The 19,084-nt window shown below is 42.3% G+C and carries 20 protein-coding genes; all 20 read right to left on the bottom strand.

The window, feature by feature from the left end:
* Positions 1-24 precede the first annotated feature (24 nt).
* Entirely contained in the window at positions 25-843 is an 819-nt protein-coding gene (locus ACO05V_RS18755) for an OmpA family protein (protein ID WP_421855170.1), read from the bottom strand.
* Positions 836-1,573 (bottom strand): flagellar motor protein, encoded by a 738-nt coding sequence (locus ACO05V_RS18760; protein WP_421855173.1) that lies wholly within the window; start codon positions 1,571-1,573, stop codon positions 836-838. The genes ACO05V_RS18755 and ACO05V_RS18760 overlap by 8 nt, the downstream gene beginning before the upstream one ends.
* Positions 1,573-2,637, bottom strand: coding sequence for a protein-glutamate methylesterase/protein-glutamine glutaminase (locus ACO05V_RS18765; RefSeq protein WP_421855176.1), 1,065 nt, complete (start codon positions 2,635-2,637; stop codon positions 1,573-1,575). Before ACO05V_RS18765 ends, ACO05V_RS18760 begins: the two co-directional genes overlap by 1 nt.
* Before the next feature lie 26 nt (positions 2,638-2,663).
* A complete protein-coding gene (locus ACO05V_RS18770) occupies positions 2,664-4,907 on the bottom strand; it encodes a chemotaxis protein CheW (RefSeq protein WP_421855179.1) in 2,244 nt (747 codons plus the stop codon).
* A gap of 12 nt (positions 4,908-4,919) precedes the next feature.
* Positions 4,920-5,711 (bottom strand): protein phosphatase CheZ, encoded by a 792-nt coding sequence (locus ACO05V_RS18775; protein WP_421855182.1) that lies wholly within the window; start codon positions 5,709-5,711, stop codon positions 4,920-4,922.
* Positions 5,712-5,720: 9 nt separating this feature from the next.
* Positions 5,721-6,113, bottom strand: coding sequence for a chemotaxis response regulator CheY (gene cheY / locus ACO05V_RS18780; RefSeq protein ID WP_421855185.1), 393 nt, complete (start codon positions 6,111-6,113; stop codon positions 5,721-5,723).
* A gap of 42 nt (positions 6,114-6,155) precedes the next feature.
* Positions 6,156-6,893, bottom strand: coding sequence for an RNA polymerase sigma factor FliA (locus tag ACO05V_RS18785; protein ID WP_421855188.1), 738 nt, complete (start codon positions 6,891-6,893; stop codon positions 6,156-6,158).
* Between the two features lie 96 nt (positions 6,894-6,989).
* Positions 6,990-8,270: a flagellar biosynthesis protein FlhF gene (gene flhF, locus ACO05V_RS18790; RefSeq protein ID WP_421855192.1), complete on the bottom strand. Its 1,281-nt coding sequence runs from the start codon at positions 8,268-8,270 to the stop codon at positions 6,990-6,992.
* A gap of 101 nt (positions 8,271-8,371) precedes the next feature.
* Complete coding sequence (gene flhA, locus ACO05V_RS18795) at positions 8,372-10,489, bottom strand: flagellar biosynthesis protein FlhA (RefSeq protein ID WP_421855196.1); 2,118 nt, start codon at positions 10,487-10,489, stop codon at positions 8,372-8,374.
* Between the two features lie 36 nt (positions 10,490-10,525).
* Positions 10,526-11,662, bottom strand: a complete 1,137-nt coding sequence (gene flhB, locus ACO05V_RS18800; RefSeq protein WP_421855199.1) for a flagellar biosynthesis protein FlhB — start codon at positions 11,660-11,662, stop codon at positions 10,526-10,528.
* Positions 11,655-12,437 (bottom strand): flagellar biosynthetic protein FliR, encoded by a 783-nt coding sequence (fliR, locus tag ACO05V_RS18805; RefSeq protein ID WP_421855202.1) that lies wholly within the window; start codon positions 12,435-12,437, stop codon positions 11,655-11,657. The genes flhB and fliR overlap by 8 nt, the downstream gene beginning before the upstream one ends.
* Complete coding sequence (gene fliQ / locus ACO05V_RS18810; RefSeq protein WP_421855206.1) at positions 12,437-12,706, bottom strand: flagellar biosynthesis protein FliQ; 270 nt, start codon at positions 12,704-12,706, stop codon at positions 12,437-12,439. The genes fliR and fliQ overlap by 1 nt, the downstream gene beginning before the upstream one ends.
* 2 nt (positions 12,707-12,708) lie before the next feature.
* Complete coding sequence (fliP, locus tag ACO05V_RS18815) at positions 12,709-13,446, bottom strand: flagellar type III secretion system pore protein FliP (RefSeq protein WP_421855209.1); 738 nt, start codon at positions 13,444-13,446, stop codon at positions 12,709-12,711.
* Complete coding sequence (gene fliO / locus ACO05V_RS18820; protein ID WP_421855212.1) at positions 13,443-13,865, bottom strand: flagellar biosynthetic protein FliO; 423 nt, start codon at positions 13,863-13,865, stop codon at positions 13,443-13,445. The genes fliP and fliO overlap by 4 nt, the downstream gene beginning before the upstream one ends.
* A gap of 6 nt (positions 13,866-13,871) precedes the next feature.
* Positions 13,872-14,330: a flagellar motor switch protein FliN gene (gene fliN / locus ACO05V_RS18825; protein WP_421855215.1), complete on the bottom strand. Its 459-nt coding sequence runs from the start codon at positions 14,328-14,330 to the stop codon at positions 13,872-13,874.
* 1 nt (position 14,331) lies between these two features.
* The gene (gene fliM, locus ACO05V_RS18830; protein WP_421855218.1) at positions 14,332-15,306 is read right to left on the bottom strand and encodes a flagellar motor switch protein FliM; all 975 of its coding nucleotides are present in this window, start codon (positions 15,304-15,306) and stop codon (positions 14,332-14,334) included.
* Positions 15,307-15,309: 3 nt separating this feature from the next.
* On the bottom strand, positions 15,310-15,807 hold the full coding sequence (locus ACO05V_RS18835; RefSeq protein ID WP_421855221.1) for a flagellar basal body-associated FliL family protein: 498 nt from the start codon (positions 15,805-15,807) through the stop codon (positions 15,310-15,312).
* 117 nt (positions 15,808-15,924) lie between these two features.
* Positions 15,925-17,691, bottom strand: coding sequence for a flagellar hook-length control protein FliK (locus ACO05V_RS18840; RefSeq protein WP_421855225.1), 1,767 nt, complete (start codon positions 17,689-17,691; stop codon positions 15,925-15,927).
* Between the two features lie 55 nt (positions 17,692-17,746).
* The gene (locus tag ACO05V_RS18845) at positions 17,747-18,310 is read right to left on the bottom strand and encodes a hypothetical protein (protein WP_421855228.1); all 564 of its coding nucleotides are present in this window, start codon (positions 18,308-18,310) and stop codon (positions 17,747-17,749) included.
* Positions 18,311-18,341: 31 nt separating this feature from the next.
* Positions 18,342-19,082, bottom strand: a complete 741-nt coding sequence (gene istB / locus ACO05V_RS18850; protein ID WP_421846544.1) for an IS21-like element helper ATPase IstB — start codon at positions 19,080-19,082, stop codon at positions 18,342-18,344.
* Positions 19,083-19,084 lie beyond the last annotated feature (2 nt).

Consider the following 19,084-nt stretch of genomic DNA (forward strand, 5'->3'; position numbering starts at 1 on the left):
CTTGCAATCATATACAGTAACACGCTATTGAAACAAGTAATCATAGAGATTATCGGCCTTACGCTTACTAATTCGTAAGATTACACGACGATTTTGCTGACGAGCATAGTCATTCGTATTTCTCACTTTAGGATGTTCACTAGAAAAACCGATTGGCGCAATCATTTTTGGGTCTACACCTCTATAAACCAATTCATCCACAACCGAAGAAGAGCGTAGACTAGATAAATGCCAATTCGAAATCAAACGTCGTGAATTAACAGGCAAATCATCGGTATTACCTTCAACCAATATTACTGATGGATGCGCTTTAAGTATATTGGCAACCAAAATCAACAAGGCAACGGCTTCATTCGTTAGGTCATATTCTCCTTGCCCAAACAACAAACCAGACTTCAGCTCTAAACTCACCCAATCTGCCGATTCAGTAACGGATATCTGGCCTGATGCATGCAGTCCTGAAAATTGATTTTCGACGACTTGACTTAGTAATGAATAAACAGCAGAAGACTTGCTTTCCTCGATGGTAGGAGTTGCTGCGGGAATAGGTTTTGCATCAATCACGTCAGTGTCTTTTGGCTCACCAACAATAGGCTCACCAATATTAATAGGCTTAATTGACTTTTGCACAGCATCAAAAACGCCATGCAATGTTTCTTTCAAACGCTGCTCATCGCCTGAGTTTTTTAATGAAATAGAGTAAAGCGCGACAAAAAAAGCAAATAACAAGGTAATGAAATCAGCATAGGAGAGTATCCAACGATCTCGACCTTGCGTACTCGACTGCGATGACTTAGCTATCATTCGACGACGTTTTGATGTTCGAGGCGGAGTATCACTCATAAGTATTGAGCTCTAACTCTAATCTATACGGATGTTTACCCATAGCAATCCCACAGATACCATCAATAAGCAGTTGGTGATAAAGGAGCTCTTTATCAACATAACCGCTTAATTTCTTAGTAATAGGAAATATAACCAAGTTTGCAAAGCCTTGCCCATAAAGTGTAGAAACAAAAGCAACAGCAATGCCATGCCCCAACGCTTCTGGACTATCTAAATTTGCCATAGCTTGAATTAACCCAAGCACAGATCCCATAATACCTAAAGTAGGCGCATACCCTCCGATAGACTCAATAAACGACACACTCTTCATTCGTTTGTCATAAATACGAACAGCGTCATCATGAAGTCTATCAGCCAATAAGTCTGGATCAGTGCCATCAATAGCCATTTGCAAGGCTCTACTTGAAAAACGATTCCTCAGCGTTTCAATGTCAGACTCTAAAGCAAGCAATGACAGCCTTTTAGCTTTGTGGGCAAGATTATTTATTAATGCACGAGCAGAATTGAAATCATAAACAGGTGGGAAAAGGCTCCACTTAATTAAAACAAGAGCCCGAGTTGCTTCTTGAATACTACTTTGAATAAGTGTAGCGCCAATACTACCAACAATTACGATGATAGCAGAGGGAAGATTAAGGAGAAGAATAATCTCTCCTCCTCCTAACCAGTTAGCTAGAAATACCGAGCTGAAAGCAATTAGAAGTCCTGCTAAAGTAACAAAATCCACTAGCCGACCTCACGTGCGATACGCTCACCAATATGCTCTAAATCAATAATATCATCAGCCAAGTTTGCTTTTTCTACCGCCATTGGCATACCGTAGATTACACAAGACTCTTCACTTTGAATCCAGACTCTCGACCCTGAACTTTTCAGCATACGAGCACCTTCACGACCATCAACTCCCATACCTGTCATAACAACAGACAGCACCTTGCCTGGATAACACTTGGATGCAGAACCAAAAGTAACGTCAACAGAAGGTTTGTAATTAAGTCGCTCGTCACCATCAAGAATACGGACACAGCAACCATTCCGAGGATCAATCATCATTTGCTTTCCACCTGGAGCCAATAAAGCAACACCAGCCTGCAAACGATCACCATCTTGGGCTTCTTTAACCGTAATCTGACATATATTATTTAATCGCTCAGCAAACGCTCCGGTAAATGCTGCAGGCATATGCTGAACCAGCACTAGAGGAGCAGCAAAATCTTTAGGCAATTTACTTAATACCGCCTGTAAAGCCATAGGCCCACCAGTGGATGTTCCTATAGCAACAAGGCTAACCCGCTTTCTCATTCGCGGAATAATAACACCGCGCTCGGTAACTATCGGTTTAGGTGCTTCACGTGGTGCAAGAGCAGGAACGGGCTTTCTATCCCCAGCAAAGCGAGTTCTTGCAACCGCCAATACGCGATCCACTAATGCTCGCTTTACTACCGCATAATCACGAGATATATCCTCAAAGTTCTTCGGCATGAAGTCAACCGCACCTGCCTCTAGTGCATCTAGAGTAACCTTTGCCCCCTCATGAGTTAATGAGGAGAACATCAGCACAGGTGTAGGCTTAAGCTTCATGATGTTAACTACAGCTGCGATACCATCTAATACCGGCATCTCATAATCCATAGTAACGACATCGGGTGATAAGGATTGAACCTTATCTATTGCCTCCCTTCCGTTATTTGCAGTACCAACAACAGTTAGTCTAGGATCAGCTTCAAATATTTCGACTAAACGGCGTCGAAATAAACCTGAATCATCAACAACCAGCACCTTAACAGGCATATCACATCCCCTAAATGAAAAATATATTACCTAGACGCGTAACACTTAAGCATACTAGGAACATCCAGAATCAATGCAATACGACCATCACCAGTAATTGTCGCACCTGCCATACCGGCGGTACCTTGCAACATTTTCCCTAATGGTTTTATAACCACTTCTTCCTGACCAACTAATTGATCAACCACAAAACCAACTTCACTCATACCAACTTGAACAACAACAACATGAGCCTCAGTCGGTAAGTTATCTCGATTATTACCTTTAATCAGCCAACTTTTCAGATGGAATATTGGTAAAGTTTTACCTCTAATAACAACAACTTGTTGCCCATCAACCACGTTAGTTTTTTTCAAATTAAGATGAAAAATCTCATTAACACTCACTAAAGGGAAAGCAAATGCCTGATCTGATAAAGCCACCATTAAGGTTGGCATAATCGCGAGCGTTAATGGCACCTTAATAATAAACCGAGACCCCTGCCCAAGTACGGACTTAATCTGCAACGTACCATTTAATTGCGAAATTTTCGTTTTAACAACGTCCATTCCCACGCCACGACCAGACACATCAGTAATTTCAACTTTAGTTGAGAAACCTGGCGCAAAAATCAAATTGAAAGCTTCTTCATCTGACAATCGCTCTGCAGCATCATTGTCCATTAAGCCTTTTTCAACCGCTTTTTTGCGTAACACGTCAGGATCCATACCAGCACCATCGTCATCGATGGATAGCAGTATATGATCGCCCTCTTGTTCAGCAGAAAGAACAACATGACCAACTCTTGGCTTACCCTTTGCCTCACGAACATCAGGCGCTTCAACACCGTGATCCACTGAGTTTCTCACCAAGTGGACAAGTGGATCGGCAAGAGCTTCAACTAGGTTTTTATCCAAGTCGGTCTCTTCACCACGCAACTCTAAATTGACTTCTTTCTTCAAGTTTCGAGCCAAATCTCGAACCACCCGAGGAAACTTACCGAATACTTTTTTGATTGGCTGCATTCGGGTTTTCATTACTGCATTTTGTAAATCGCCAGTAACCACATCCAAATTTGAAACAGCCTTACCCATAGACTCATCATTACTTTGAAGACCTAATCGAACAAGACGGTTTCGAACTAATACAAGCTCACCGACCATATTCATTATGTCATCCAAGCGTTTTGTATCTACTCGAACCGTTGCTTCTTGAGTAACAGGAGTATTACCTGCTTTCTCTTTCACATTCGCTTCAGGTTCTGGCGCTTTCGGTGTAGGCTTTGGAGTTGGTTTGGGCGTTGCTTTTGGCTTAGCTGGCGCAGCTTTAGGTTCAGACTTAGCTGCAGGAGCTTCCGACTTATCTGGGCCGCCTTTAGCCTGTAAGCTATCTAAAAGAGATTCAAACTCATCTTCAGTAATTAAATCTGATTCTGCACCAACGCTAGGCGTAGCCTTATTGGCATCCGCTTTAGGTTTATCTTCTTTCTTGCTTGAAGCTGGAGTTTCACCATGAAGCTTGTCAAGTAGCTCTTCAAATTCATCTTCTGTAATTTCATCAGAAGGAACATCGCTTGAGTTAGCGCCATCCACTGGATCATCATTAATTCCAGGGGCACCGCTACCGTGAAGTTGATTCAACAATGCGTCAAACTCATCTTCTGTTATTTCATCATCAGTTCTCGGTGCGGCTGTACTACTTTTCTCAGCGTTACTATCAGATGAGGTATCTCCCAGAGCATCCAATAAAGATTCGAACTCATCATCAGAAATATCGACAGATTCATCTGCTACAGAAACGGCTTCTTCAGTTTCTTCAACATCAGTACCATCTTGCTCTTCAGCAAGGTCTTCAACTTCATCTAAATTCTCATCTTCAGCACCAGCAAGCTCTTCTGCAGTCGGCGGCTTTGCATACACAGCAAGCGCGGCAATCAGTTCTGGAGAGGCAGGCTCTGGCTCACCACCAGCACGAACAACCTCGAACATTTCGTTTACAGCATCAAGCGCCTGTAAAACAATGTCCATCAAATCAGAATCTATTTTACGCTGACCGTTCCTTAAAATATCAAAAACGTTCTCAGCATAATGACAGCAACCAACCAACGCATTTAATTGTAAAAATCCAGCACCACCTTTTACAGTATGAAAGCCACGAAAAATCGCGTTAAGCAGCTGCTTATCATCTGGATTTTGCTCTAAATCTACTAATTGTTCGGAAAGCTGCTCTAGGATTTCACCAGCTTCTACCAAAAAATCTTGTAAAATCTCTTCATCGACCTCGAAACTCATCCTCAGCTCCTTCTAGAAACCAAGACTTGATAGCAAGTCGTCTACTTCGTCTTGACTACTCAGTACTTCAGGGTTGTTTTGTTTATTAATAGCTGGGCCATGACCACGAGTGTCATCGTGTTCAGACTCTTTCTCTTGGTGTTCAATCCCCGAGATACTATCAACGCGTCCAGCAACAGCAACGAGATGCACAAGTTTTTCTTCTACATCTCGAATTAAATCATTCACTCTAGCGATCACTTGACCTGTTAGGTCTTGATATCCTTGCTCTAGGAGAATTGTGTTGAGGTTTGAATGCAAGGTTGTAGCGCTGTCATCAGCGTAAGCTAAGAAAACATCGATACGCTTATACAAGTCTCGAAACTCTTGAGGCGTTAAGTCTCTCTGAATTAAGCGACTCCAGTCTTTTCTCAGATCTCTTGCCTGACTTTGTAATTCACTAGCAACAGGCACACTACCATCCACCATATCCATGATTTTGTTAGCTGCTGAATTAGTTAATTCAATAACATAAGTCAATCGATCAGAGGCATCTGTTATCTTTGTGTTACCCAACGCATCGCTATTTCCATCAGCCACCAAGTCAAGTGAATCAACTTGAAAGTCACGAATTGCGTCATGGAGACTTCTCGTGAGATTACCAACTTCTTTATAAAAGCTATTATGTCGGGCTTCACTAAGCTCCTGTATTATTTTTACTGCCCCAATGAAATCACCAACTTCAATGTGGTTCAAAAGCTCTACAGCGCCATCCTTTACTAGGGTTTCAAAGTCCCCCAAGCCAGATCCAAGTTTCTTTGACATTAAAAGCCCCTATTTAGCAGCGTCTATGCGTTCGAATATTTTCTCAATTTTTTCTTTGAGAGCCACTGCTGTGAAAGGCTTAACAACATAGCCATTTACACCTGCTTGGGCAGCCGCAATAATCTGATCACGCTTTGCCTCAGCGGTTACCATCAATACAGGAATGCTTTTAAGTTTATCGTCAGCACGAACTGCACGAAGAAGCTCAATTCCTGTCATACCAGGCATATTCCAGTCTGTCACAAGAAAATCTATTGTCCCTGCCTGAAGAATCGGTAATGCCGTCATTCCATCATCCGCTTCAACTGTATTGGTAAATCCTAAATCCCGTAGTAAGTTTTTAATGATTCGTCTCATTGTCGAGAAATCATCAACAATTAGGATCTTCATGTTTTTATCCAATGCAACCTCCACACCCTAAAGGTAATATTCCACAACTCATAATTAATCTCGCCAATCACTTAACCGAGCTCGTAACCTCATAGCCGCTTGGCTATGAATCTGACTAACTCTTGATTCACTGACACCTAAAACAGCACCAATTTCTTTCAAGTTGAGTTCTTCATTATAATAAAGAGACAAAACTAACTTTTCTCTTTCAGGTAGATTATCAATTTCTTTTGCCAATTGATTTTGAAAACCACCTTCTTCTACTAATGAATAAGGAGCATTTTCTACTTCCGACTCAATACTGTCTAAATTATTTGCATCAGAATCTAGCATTTCTTCGTAGCTAAACAACTGAGTAGACATAGATGAGTGAATCATTTCATGATATTCATCCATGCTTATATTCATATGAGCTGCCACTTCCATATCAGACACTACTCGACCTAATGTCGCTTCTAGTTCTTTAATTGCATTAGCAACCGCTCTACCATTACGCCTGACTGACCGAGGAGCCCAATCCGTTTTGCGCACCTCATCCATAATAGAACCGCGAATACGGATACCTGCATAAGTTTCGAAACTGGCACCTTTGGTAGACTCAAAACGTTTATACGCCTCAATCAATCCCATCACGCCTGCTTGAATCAAGTCATCCACATCTACACTATCAGGTAAACGCGCCAATAGATGATAAGCAATTTTTTTTACTAAATACCCATATTGCTCAACAATCGCATCAATCGAAAGCGTCGCTTTTTTAGAGTATGTGTTATATCCGTTTTTGGTCTGCATAAAATAGTCTAAGCAACCTTTACCATTTAAGTTAGTTGCGCTAACTAACTGTACTACATAGTTTGGCGCAACGCTTTCAGTAATAACAAAATTTTACTAACTACCATACTTTAGTGACCCATAAAGTTGACTATAATGTTCTGCAGTATATACAGCCCTACTAATCAAATTATGCGCCCGAGCTGGCTCAATATCATCTGGAATTCTTTGACCATCTGCTATATATACAACAGGTAAGCCTTCTTCAATAACTACACTAATAGCTTCACCAAGTGAAGCAGATTCATCAAGTTTACTTAAAACACAACCATCTAATTGAACTTGAGAATAAACATCGACAACGGTTTTTAATACCTGTCGTTGACTTGTGCAAGGTAAAACCAACAATTTCTTTAGGCTCGCTCGTGCGCGCTTCATCATTAAAAGCTGTCGTTCAAGATTTGAATCTCTTGGATTCATACCAGCAGTATCAACAAGCACTAAAGAATAATGCGAATATTTCGCTAAAACTTCATTTAAATCTGAGTATTCATTAACTACTTCAACAGGAACATTTAGAATTCTACCAAAAGTTCTTAGCTGTTCATGAGCCGCTATACGATAAGTATCTGTTGTGATTAATACCACACCATCAGAACCATGCTTTAAAACATGCTGAGCCGCGATTTTACCGATAGTGGTCGTCTTCCCAACACCGGTAGGCCCCATAAATGCGATACATCCTTTAAGCTCTGAAGAACTTGAGCGAACAGGAATATAATCAGCCAAATGCGCAAGTAAGCGATTCCAGTCGTCTTCTCGACCTTTTAAATCAATATCATCAATAAGTCTAGATACAACAAAATCTGACAACCCCAAGCCTTTTAACTTATCACGGGCACGCACCTCAACAACACTTTCTTTAACGTCTCGACTGTCATTTTGCTGACGCTGCTCGAGCATAGCTCGTACATTTTTCAGCTCAAGTTCCATATCTCGCAACTGTTTAGCACTTTCGCTATTGCGAATGGACAAAGCTTCTTCAACAGCCGGGTCCTCTTTGTCATTTGACAAAGGAGGCATTTCAAACTGTGTGGTTGGACGTTTCTCTAAATTAGATTGTGAAGTATTTTGCGGAGGAGTCTGCTGTTTCGCTCTTTCTATACGTTCTAAATAATCCGCACTTGGATCTGCATATGATTCTGAACGAGACGAGGAGGGACGCTTTGAAGTCATACTAGAAGGCAAAGATCCATCATAATCTAGAGCGGCAACAATCTCTATTTCACCAGTAGGCAGACGCTGATTTGACAAAATGACCGCATCAGGGCCTACGGCATCACGAACCTTCCGTATCGCTTGTCGCATGTCAGGTGCTCGAAACCGCCTAATTTGCATGAATAACTTAATCCTTCTAGTTTATTTTTCTTACAAATCCATAGCTTACCCGAAAGATCACAATAAATATAGACACAATCTACCATGTTAATAGGTAGATTTTATTGACCAATAACACCCACAACAGTAATACGTTTATGATCTGGCACTTCTTGATATGAAAGCACTGACATATTCACCATACCATAACGCATAAAACGCGCCAACATAGGACGTATAGGAGCAGACACAATTAAGATCGGCGTATTCCCCATCGCCTCTTGTTGCTCTGCAGATTGGCGTAACGAAGTCTGCAATTGCTCCGCCATTTGCGGTTCTAAAATCAGCGCTTCTTCATTTTTAATACCAGACTGCTGACTTTGCTGAACCGTTTGCATCAGCATTTTTTCTAACTGAGGCTCTAGAGTTAATACAGGAATTTCTTCAACACCGTCCGCCAATGTTTGAATAATCAAACGTGACAAAGACGTTCGAACTGCCGCAGTCAAAATCATAGGATCTTGAGTTTTAGGCTGCACTCCCATAATAGACTCTGCAATTGTTCGCATATCCCTTAAAGGTACGCCTTCAATCAACAAATTCTGTAACACTTTAAGAAGAACACTTAACGGCACCGTATTTGGAACCAATTCCTCTGCCAACTTAGGATTATATTGCTTCAATAGACTCAATAGCTGCTGAACTTCATCATGACCAATCAATTCATAGGCATGCTTATGCATAATTTGATTAATATGAGTCGCGACCACAGTACTAACATCAACAACAGTATAACCATAAGTTTGCGCCTGATCCCTTTTTTTAGGATCAATCCATACAGCATCCAAACCAAACGATGGGTCTTTACCAGCAATACCATCAATGGTGCCAAACACTTGCCCAGGATCAATCGCCAAACCTTTATCAGGATGAACTTCGGCTTCTGCCAAACTCACCCCCATAAGAGTCACTCGATAAGCATTTGGCATTAAATCCAAATTATCTCGAATATGTACACTAGGCACTAAAAACCCTAGATCCTGCGACAACTTTCGACGTACCCCTTTTATTCGCGCTAACAACTCCCCACCTTGGGTTTTATCTACCAGTGGTATCAAACGGTAGCCGACCTCCAGTCCGAGCATATCAACAGGGGCAACGTCGTCCCAACTAAGATCTTTCACCTCTGCAGGAGCAGGATTATCAGATGATGCCTTACCTGTCGTCTTCGGTCCCTGTTTGACCTTTTTCTTTTTACTATATTCAAGAAAATAAGCAAGACCGCCCAAACAAGCCGCCAGCGATAGAAAAGAAAAGTGCGGCATACCTGGAACGATCCCCATAATCGTCATCACACCTGCGGCGACATACAAAGCCTTTGATGAGCTAAACATCTGACGAACAATTTGGGACCCCATATCGCCAGTTTCGTTAACACGAGTCACCATGATTGCGGCGGCGGTTGATAACATCAGAGATGGTAGTTGAGCAACCAACCCATCACCAATCGTCAATAACGAATAACGCTCAATAGCCTCTGTAAAAGAGAGACCATGCTGCGCCATACCAATAGCCAAGCCGCCAATAATGTTAATACCAAGAATAAGCAGACCAGCAACAGCATCCCCTTTTACGAATTTAGAGGCTCCATCCATAGAACCATAAAATTCAGCTTCGGAAGCAATTTCAACACGACGTTGCTTAGCCTGATCCGCATCTATCATGCCAGCATTCAGATCTGCATCAATGGCCATTTGCTTACCCGGCATAGCATCCAAGGTAAAGCGCGCACTAACTTCGGAGATACGACCAGCACCTTTTGTCACTACAGCAAAGTTGATTATCATCAAGATAGCAAAGACAACAAAACCAACAACGTAGTTACCGCCAATAACCACTTCACCAAAGGCCTGAATCACCTTACCCGCTGCATCACCACCTTCATGCCCCTTCAACAAAACCACACGAGTCGAAGCTACATTTAGCGCCAACCGCATTAAAGTTGAAACCAGCAAAACCGTAGGAAACACAGCAAAATCTAAAGGTCGCATGGAGTAAATAGCAACCAATAACACCACAATAGCTAAGGCAATATTAAAGGTAAAAAGAACATCTAATAAAAAAGCAGGGATGGGTAAAATCATCATTGCCAAAAGCGACAACAACAAAATAGGAATACCTAGATTCCCACTAAAAATATTCTGAACCTGTCCAGCAATTCGACCGCGGTCAAAATTCACACGACATCCTTCTTGGAAAAAAAACTATAAACATGATCAACTACCGTCCCACTGAAACTCATCAGGCACATCTAAATTTGGCATTGCCTCTGGTTGTGGCGCCCCCATACGAGCATTACGCAACTGGTATACATAAGCCAACAACTGAGCAACCACTTTAAACAAACCTTGAGGTATCTCATCACCAATCTCAGTATGATGATATATCGCCCTCGCTAATGCAGGCGATTGTATCACAGGGATATCGTAGTGATTGCCGACTTCACGAATTTTCAGTGCGATAAAATCACCACCTTTAGCAAGAAGCACCGGTGCAGCGCCGCCCGCTTGGTCATATTTCAGTGCCACCGAGAAATGCGTAGGGTTAGTAATAATAACGTCGGCACTTGGTACATCAGACATCATACGATTCATCGCCGCTTGACGTTGCATCTGACGGATTCGCCCTCGCACCAAAGGATCACCTTCCTGCTGTTTGTATTCGTCTTTAACTTCCTGCTTAGTCATTTTTAATTTTTCTTTATGAGACCAAACTTGAAAAGGCACATCAATGGCAGCGATCAGCGCCAAAGCAAGCGTAACAAAGACAAAAGACCAAATAACAATATCGATACCATGAGCAATCGCTAGCTGTATCGACTGAAAGGTTAGTCCAAGCGTTTCAGGTAAAAAATAATTCAGCACCACCACAGCAACAAAACCAACCAATGTCACCTTGGCAATAGATTTCAAAAGCTCCACTAAGGATTGCACCGAAAACATTCGTTTCAACCCCGATATTGGGTTCATCTTACTGAGCTTTGGCGTTAACGGCTCCCAAGAAAAATTCAAGCCACCTAGAGCAATACTCCCAACAATACCAGCCACCGCCAAAACCGACATCAGCAAAACCATTGAATCCATCATAGCCACAACAGATTCATAAAGATGGAAAACCATACGGCTTAAATCAAACAAGTCCGCACGCTCAATCACAAAGTTAAAATCAAACAACACAGCCAGATCACGCACCAACAAAGTCCCAGTTCCATAGATTGTCGCCGCCGCGACAATTAATAAAAGTGCAGAACTTAGATCTTTAGAGCGCGGAAGATTACCTTTATTTCGAGCATCCTGAAGTTTCTTACTACTGGCATTCTCCGTCTTTTCGCTACCGTCTTCATTCTCAGCCATTTAAACGAATCCCCCACGTATCTTTCATCCAGTCAATAATTTCTCCGAAAAACAACAAGTAGATATTTAAAAAATCATCCAACATAATCCAGAAAAAGAACAAAGAAAATAACATTATGATTGGAAAACCCAGTGCAAAAACGTTCAATTGCGGCGACGCTTTAGCAACCACACCAAAAGACAAGTTAATTACTAACACAGCAACCGCCAAAGGCAACACAATAAGCAAAGCTTTTTCAAACATCCACCCACCGAGCAAGACTAGCTGCCAATAACGCTGACTATCAAATCCACTGCCAATCGGCCAATAATTAAAACTCTCGGCCAAATACTCAATCATCACCAAATGACCATTAGTTCCCAGAAAAGCCAACGCCACCATCGATAAATAATACTGACCAAGTGTTGCAACAGAAATACCATTTGCAGGGTCATTAGACATAGCAAAACCCAAGCCAGCCTTCATCGCAGCCAACTGACCTGCAAGCGAAAACAACTGAAACAAGATAGTGACAACAAAGCCCAGCACAAAACCAATCACCAATTGCTCAGCAATCAGCACAATATAGGCAGGAGAAATAGGATCGTAGTTAGGGACATCAATAACAGGAGTAACAATAATGGCAACAAGAAAGGAAAACGCAATACGCACTCGTGGGCTGACTAGACGACTACCAAACAAAGGCAGTGCCATAAAAAAAGCCCCAATGCGAAAAAAAGGCAAAAGAAAACTGATCGTCAAATTTAGTAACTGATCAGGATGAAGCTCTAACATCAGCCTATTATCATAGGAATATTCATGAACAAATTGGTCGTGAAATCCATTAACTTCATCAATATCCACGGCCCCAATTGCATAATGACCAAAATAGTCACAATTAACCTAGGCAAAAAAGACAATGTTTGCTCGTTAATCTGCGTCGCCGCCTGAAACACACTCACAATCAGGCCAACGATCAAACTGGGCACCATCACAACCCCAACGATCAAAACAATTAAATAAAAGCCTTGCCCATACAAATCTAACACCACTTGAGGATTCATAGTTAAATCCCAAAACTCGCTGCCAAGGTACCCATAATCATAGACCAACCATCGACCATGACAAAAAGCATTATTTTAAAAGGCAGCGAAATAATAACAGGGGACAACATCATCATCCCCATTGCCATCAAAACACTGGCCACCACCATATCGACAATTAAAAATGGAATAAAAATCATAAAGCCAATTTGAAAAGCTGTTTTCAGTTCACTTGTCACAAACGCTGGCATTAAGATGGTAAACGGAAGTGTATCCATTGACTGAATAGTACCTTCCTTACCGGCTAACTTAACAAAAAGAGCGATATCATCCTCTCTTGTTTGAGCCAGCATAAAATCTCGTACAGGAACAGACGCAGCCTCAACAGCTTGAATTGATGTCATTTCTTCTTTTAAGTATGGCTGAAGAGCCACCTCATTCACCTTATCTAGCGTTGGTGTCATGATAAATAAAGTTAAAAATAGCGCCATACCAATCATAATTTGGTTAGAAGGTGTTTGCTGCAAACCAATTGCTTGACGCAAAATAGCCAACACCACAATAATTCGAGTAAACGCTGTCATCATCATCAGAGCCGCCGGCAATAAGGTCAGCGCCGTCATGATAAAAAGAATTTGTAGAGAAACAGAGTAATCTTGGCTACCGTCAGCGTTTGTCACCACTTTTAACGCAGGCAAACCCACTTCAGCCCATGAAAAAGCGGGAAACACTAACAATAAAAGTAAAACAAAACGAATCACGGGGCATCCCCATTATTCTTATTATCGGTAGAGTTTTCCCTATCAACCTCCTCCATCATAGAGGCAAACGACGCCGTCTTTGACGGAAAGCTCCGTAGGTGATTAATAGAATGAGCCGTCACACCAATCAGTAAACGCTCCCCTTCCACCTCAACAAGCATTAATTTCTCTTTTGCCCCCAAAGATTGAACATTAACAATCTTAATATCAGACTGACCTAACTTCATTTGAGCAAATTGAAAGCGTTTCATTAACCAAAGACAGGCAGGTATAAAAGCAATGACAAAAACTAAAGATATAACCACTTTCCAGATAGAAGAGGTAACAGAAATATCTTGCATACCAGCAGCATGCAAATAGGGAACGGCCATGCAAAGCATGGCCGTGAAGACATAACGATTAAGAAAAGAAAAAATCAATTGGCGCTACTTCAGTCGTCTAATACGCTCACTAGGACTTACAACATCCGTTAAACGGATACCGTACTTATCATTAACCACAACCACTTCACCATGAGCGATCAATGTACCATTTACAAGTACATCCAGCGGCTCACCAGCAAAACGATCAAGCTCAACAACAGACCCTTGCGTCAGCTGCATTAAGTTTCGGATTGCTATTTCCGTATTGCCCAATTCCATAGAAAGAACAACCGGAATATCCATAATCAAATCAAGATCAGAACCAACCCCACCAGCAGGCACAGAAGGATTAGAAAGAGTTTCTAGCTTAATAGGCTCAACCTTTTGCTCAGACATAGCTGCAGCCCATTCATCTTCAACCTCTTCATCATCCGTTTCACCGGCTTCAGACATTGCTGCCGCCCATTCATCGGCTAAATCTTCATCCATACCTGCTGCATCTGGATTTTGTTCTTCTGCCATGTTATCTCGCTACCTTCGTTTTAAAACTTTCTTCCATTTGCACCGAATAGCGCTCATTGCTGACGCCTAACTTACCTTTAAACGTTGGCACCCCATTCGCTCTAACTGTGACAAATTCCGGCATTTCTACTGGGATGATATCACCTGCTTTAAATTTTAATACCTCACCCAGAGAGATTTTTCGATTTGCTATATTAACAGATAAATTAACACTAATATCTTTGACATCCTGCTCAAGAGACTTACCCCAACGATCATCCTTTTCATCAACATCACTCTGAACACCCGCGTCAAGCAGCTCACGCACTGGCTCAATCATAGAGTAAGGTAAAGTAATATGTAGTTCGCCACCACCACCGTCCAATTCAATATGGAAAGTAGAAACAACAACAACCTCACTCGGACTAACAATATTCGCCATCGCAGGGTTTACTTCTGAACTAATATACTCTAACTCTAATTTTAGTACTGGAGCCCAAGCTTCCGTTAAGTCTTTAAAAACTTGCTCAAGCATCAATTGCACAATTCGAATTTCAGTCGGCGTAAACTCTCGCCCCTCAATCTTGGCATGACGACCATCACCACCGAAAAAGTTATCCACCAATTTAAATACCAGTTTCGCATCTAGTATAAAAAGAGCGGTACTTCGCAGAGGTCGAAATTTAACCAAATTTAAACTGGTTGGAACATAAAGAGTGTGAACATACTCACCAAACTTCATAACCTGAAGGCCACCAGATGAAACATCTGCGCTACGGCGAAGCATGTTGAATAAACTAATACGCGTATAACGAGCAAAACGTTCGTTTATCATTTCCAGCGTGGGCATACGCCCACGCACAATACGCTCTTGGCTAGTGATGTCATAAGACGCCACACCATTAGCATCTCGATTATCCTCTTCCGCCGGCTTTTCATCTGCACCATGTAAAAGCGCATCGATTTCGTCCTGCGATAACAGATCTTGAGCTGACATAATTTATTGCATCACAAAGTTAGTAAATAACACAGCATCAATACCTCCTTGACCAGTTTCCTGCTCAAGAATGCCATTAATTGCATCAAGGGAAGCTTTTTTTAATGCAACCTTCCCATCAGCTGTCTGCAAATCTGCAAATGACTGACTAGAAAAAAGCAAAACAAGGCTATTACGAATTAAAGGCATATGAGTGGTAACCGCATCAATCTGAGTGGCATTCTTAGACATAACAGTCATATTAAGCTGCACATAACGCTGCCTACCATCAACCATAAAATCCACGGTAAAAGCTGGATCTAGTGCAAGATAAACAGACGGCTCAAGTGCCGCTTCAGTCGAATCCGCTGAATCTCCACTAGAGCCGCTAAAAAAAAGAAAATAAGCCGCAGCACCACCCCCGACTAAAACCAAAACAAGAAGAACAATGATAATAAGCTTTTTCTTACCACCAGACTTTCCCTCTTCTGCACCGATATCCAAACCGTCTTCTTCAGCCATATTCACAAACCTTAGGTATATCAAATTCTTTATATAGAGCGATTATCACACTCTTATGTACAAACAGTCCCCTATTCTACAAAGAATCAAACATAGCACCATCAATTTCTCGTAAGTTTAAGCATAGTAATCAACACCAGATGCAGAAACATACGATAAGTTACTCGAAATCAAATCATCTTCAACATCATCACTATCGACAACAGCACCTTGAGGTACACCATTATTACGATTGTTGGCTCGATCTTGCGCGCCAGAAGTGTCCTGTTGCGAGACATCAACATCTGCTCGACTTAAGTCCATTCCTTGCTGAGCCAACATTTCTCTCAACCGTCCCATTTGCCCTTCCAGTAAGTCTCGCGCCTGAGGTGTCGCAGCAACAAAACTGATTTGAGTGTTAGAGTCACTATCGACGGATACTTTCACTGTCAAACTACCCAATTCTGGTGGATCTAAGCGAATATGCGCCGTATGCCCACCATCACGAGCAATCCAAGCAACCTTCTGACTCATCTCTCCAGCCCAGCCCGGATGTCCTGGCGGTAATGTCATCGCTAAATTTGCTGTTGAATTCGGCACAGCATTACTAGCAATAGCCGTTGCGCTCAATGCTGCAGCTCGATTCACATTATTATGCAATGAACTATTCAAACCACCTGGTGAATTATCCGCACCAATGTGCCCATCAGCTTGCGCAGACATTCGCCCTAACATTGCTTCATGCTCTTTTTTCCGAAGCTCAATTGGCTCATCAATAAAAATGCCATCTTCACCTAAAAGAGAGTCCGCAGAATCTGAACCTAAATCCTCTGACGATGAAGTCCCATCCAAAAGAGAAGAAGGCACGGTGTCTTGACGAGATTGCTTATCGGAGGCCCCAGCGATAACTCCAGCCGTTGCGACTGCCGCCTTTGTCGTATCAAGAACAGCATCGCCGCTAGGGTTTGCTGTTGCAGATTTAACACCTGCCGCTCCCATCTGAGATAACACCCAAGACAACTCATTGTCACCATCGCCCTCAAGATCCCCCTCTTCAGAAGACAATTCTTTTTCTTCGTTGGATAAATGATCGCCAGAAAGAGCCGTTAATTTAGAAGACTCACTCACCTTGCCAGCCTCACTGGAAGCACCACGCTTAAACGCATCCAACCCCGCTAGAACCGAAACACCAGCGACCTTAGAATCTGTTTTATTATCTGACAGTTCGGTAGCAATTTTACCGTCACCTACTAATTCTTTTGATGTAGGAGAAAGCTCTGCATTTTTCGATGAAACACCATCAATTTCCAAAGAGCTGGAGTTAATGGCTTTATTCTGGGATATTGCTGAAGTCTCTTCCATCACCAGAGCATTACCTTCACCCAAACCGACTATTGACGGTTCTTCTACAGGTAACGCTTCACCTTCATTCAAAGCAGTCACAGACGACTCTTCAGCAGGCAATGCTTCACCTTTATTCAAAGCAACCACCGACGACTCTTCAGCAGGTAACGCTTCGCCTTCTTGCTGCAAACCTTTGCCGCTTTGCTCAGTCGTTTTTTGCGTCGACGTATTATCATCAGAAGCAACAGGAGAGGACTCAGTCGTCGCCGAACCACTTTTATCTTTAACTGTTTCGTTATTATTTACTGAAGCAACTTTTTTATCAGCTGCTTTTGTTGAAGAAGGTGTGTTTTCCGCAGCCTTCGCCGAGTCTTTCGCAGACGAGGTCGATGCTGATGACGTATCAGCCTCAGGCCTTTTTGAGGGACGGCTTACTTCCTTTGCTTTCCTAAAATCATCCGCAAAGGCGCTACCATGACTCGGAGCAGCCTTAGCAAAAGTAGGCTTTCTAGGTGGAACACCTGAAGGTAAAGACAATATTGTATTTGAATCTGTGCGCATAATTTCCTCCAACGATAGAAAGGACTATGCAATAGAAAGGCCAACACTACTCAAGCTAGCTATCTAGACCGACTTGCCAATGATAATGTGCTGCCACAGCACTCCCCCCCTTGGAGAACTCCAACTTTGAACAAAGTTGATCCAACAAGGCTAAACCTCGATTATAAAGCAACTCTGTATTGGACATATCATAATTAATGTTCTGAAAATCAAACCCTGATCCACTGTCTTCCACATATAAGACAAGCGTCCGATTACCATCATCAGATGTTACTTTTACAGAGATTTTCACATAACCATGCTGTAAATTAGCGAGTCTCTTTTCACGCTCTTCGTAGTAAAGAGAGAAACCATCATTTGAGCTTTTTTTGTCGGAACTGAGGTTCAATACTCCATGTTCAAGCGCATTTGAATACAACTCAGAAAGAATCATAAATATCTGACTAGAGAAGCTACTTAAGCCAGGTACAGTCGTTAAAATTTGCAAAACATAAGGTAAGGGATCCGTATTACGAAGAGAATCTGCATTCAATACATATTCAAACGAAAAATCAGCTGGCGCTTCATCATGTGCATATTCCGCTGATTCCGGACACTGGTACCGTTTTAATCCGGACACCTTTTTCCCTTCATTTTCTCAGTTTCTAGTTTTACTCCATGTGTCCGGATTGCGCCAGTTTTCTCATCGATTCTCCTCCTAGTTCGATGCGGTGACTGTTGTGGATTAAACGGTCTAATAAAGCATCCGCTACCGTGGCATTGCCTATCATGTTGTACCACTCTTTCACCGGCAGTTGACTGATCATGATCGTGCTGCTTGTTTGGTAACGATCTTCTAAAAGCTCTAATAAATGGCCTGCATGATCCGCACTGAGTTTTTCCATTCCCCAGTCATCGAGTATCAGCAGCTGCTTTTTGGCGAGGGCGGCGAGTTGTTTTTGATAGGTGCCGTCTAAGCGGCCAAGGCTGAGGTCGTCCAGCAGTCGACTCAGACGCAGATAACGAACGCTATAAAGTTGCTCGCACGCCTGTGAGGCAAGAGCGCAGGCAACATAAGTTTTTCCCGCGCCCGTTGGGCCTGTGATAAGGATGTTTTGATGCTTTTGCAGATAACCGCCTGTCAGCAGTTCTCCTAATTGGAGGCGTTTCAGTCCACGCCCTTCTTTGTAGAGTAGCTGGCTGGCGCTGGCTTCTACGCGCAGTTTTGCTTGTCGCTTGAGCCGTTCGATTTTGCCTTGATTTCTGCCTAGCAGCTCACTGTCAAGGAGCAATGTGAGACGTGGCTCAAAGTCCAGTTCTCCATAGGTAGTTAATTGTTCTCGTTGTTGCTCTAACGCGGTGACGGCATGGCTCAATCGCAGCATTTTTAGTTGTTCAGTCAGGTGATTCATGT

The organism is Marinomonas sp., from assembly GCF_965225885.1.
Lineage (GTDB): Bacteria > Pseudomonadota > Gammaproteobacteria > Pseudomonadales > Marinomonadaceae > Marinomonas.